This is a genomic window from Romboutsia sp. LXY-2 (assembly GCF_056171995.1).
Genome location: NZ_JBKFGI010000034.1, coordinates 1 through 2173, shown reverse-complemented (window position 1 = coordinate 2173; position 2173 = coordinate 1). Strand labels below are relative to the sequence as shown.

The 2173-nt window shown below is 50.1% G+C and carries 1 rRNA gene; it reads right to left on the bottom strand.

The annotated features are described in order from the left end of the window. Nucleotides 1-2173: ribosomal RNA gene (locus ACI48P_RS22035) — 23S ribosomal RNA — on the bottom strand; the annotation flags it as partial.

Below are 2173 nucleotides of genomic sequence, written 5' to 3'. Positions count from 1 at the left end.
GGTAGCTTTTATCCGTTGAGCGATGGCCCTTCCATGCGGTACCACCGGATCACTAAGTCCGACTTTCGTCCTTGCTCGACCTGTATGTCTTGCAATCAAGCTCTCTTCTGCCTTTACACTCTACGTACGATTTCCGACCGTACTGAGAGAACCTTTGAGCGCCTCCGTTACTTTTTAGGAGGCGACCGCCCCAGTCAAACTGCCCACCTGACAGTGTCCCAAGACCTGATTCAAGGCCTATGGTTAGAGTCCCAGTACTACAAGGGTGGTATCCCAAGGATGACTCCACACAGACTGGCGTCCATGCTTCATAGTCTCCCACCTATCCTGTACATGTAGTACCAAGACCCAATGTCAAGCTACAGTAAAGCTCCATGGGGTCTTTCCGTCCTGTCGCAGGTACCCGGCATCTTCACCGGGATTACAATTTCACCGAGTCTATTGTTGAGACAGTGCCCAAATCGTTACGCCTTTCGTGCGGGTCGGAACTTACCCGACAAGGAATTTCGCTACCTTAGGACCGTTATAGTTACGGCCGCCGTTTACTGGGGCTTAAGTTCACTGCTTCGATTGCTCTAACAGATCCCCTTAACCTTCCAGCACCGGGCAGGCGTCAGCTCCTATACATCGTCTTGCGACTTAGCAGAAACCTGTGTTTTTGGTAAACAGTCGCTTGGGCCTATTCTCTGCGGCCATCCAAAGGATGGCACCCCTTCTCCCTAAGTTACGGGGTCATTTTGCCGAGTTCCTTAACAATAGTTCTCTCGCTGGCCTTAGGATACTCTCCTCACCCACCTGTGTCGGTTTACGGTACGGGCGCCTTTAAACTCGATAGAGACTTTTCTCGACAGTGTGAAATCAGCTACTTCGCTACTAAATTTCGCTCCCCATCGTACCCTAGCATTAACATCGATACGGATTTGCCTGTATCGACTGCCTCAGTACTTAGCCACACATAACCAACAGTGTGGTTAGCTTATCCTACTGTGTCATCCCATTTCTCAAACGCTTATTGGCGGTACAGGAATATCAACCTGTTGTCCATCACCTACGCCTTTCGGCCTCGGCTTAGGTCCCGACTAACCCAGGGCGGACGAACCTTCCCCTGGAAACCTTGGGTTTACGGCCCGTGGGATTCTCACCCACGTCTCGCTACTCATGCCAACATTCTCACTCGTATACTGTCCACATGTCCTTACGGTCATGCTTCAGCCTGCATACGAAGCTCCCCTACCCATCATAAATGATGCCGTAGCTTCGGTAGTACGTTTTAGCCCCGGAAATTTTCGGTGCAGGATCACTCGACCAGTGAGCTATTACGCACTCTTTAAATGAGTGGCTGCTTCTAAGCCAACATCCTGGTTGTCTGTGCAATCCCACATCCTTTACCACTTAACGTACATTTAGGGACCTTAGCTGACGATCTGGGCTGTTGCCCTTTCGACTATGAATCTTATCACCCACAGTCTGACTCCCGAGTAAAAGAAAACGGCATTCGGAGTTTGATAGTCTTCGGTAAGTGCAATACCCCCTAGGACATTCAGTGCTCTACCTCCGTCTCTCTACGCTCGAGGCTAGCCCTAAAGCTATTTCGGGGAGAACCAGCTATCTCCGGGCTCGATTGGAATTTCACCGCTATCCACAAGTCATCCCCGAGCTTTTCAACGCTCGTGGGTTCGGTCCTCCACGAAATTTTACTTTCGCTTCAACCTGCTCATGGATAGGTCGCCCGGTTTCGGGTCTACGTCAAGTAACTGCACGCCCATTTAAGACTCGCTTTCGCTACGGCTCCACACCTTAAGTGCTTAACCTTGCTACTTAACGTAACTCGTTGGCCCGTTCTACAAAAAGTACGCGGTCACACATAAAAAGTGCTCCCACAGCTTGTAAGTACAGGGTTTCAGGTTCTATTTCACTCCCCTCCCGGGGTTCTTTTCACCTTTCCCTCACGGTACTATGCGCTATCGGTCACTAGGTAGTATTTAGGCTTGGAGGATGGTCCCTCCTGCTTCCCACAGGGTTTCACGTGTCCCGTGGTACTCTGGATATCATGTCTAAAGAATTATCGTTTCAATTACAGGGCTATTACCTTCTTTGGCGGAGCTTTCCAACTCTCTTCATTTACGATGACCTCTTCGTGGATGACATGTCCGCAACCCCAACGAAGAAAACT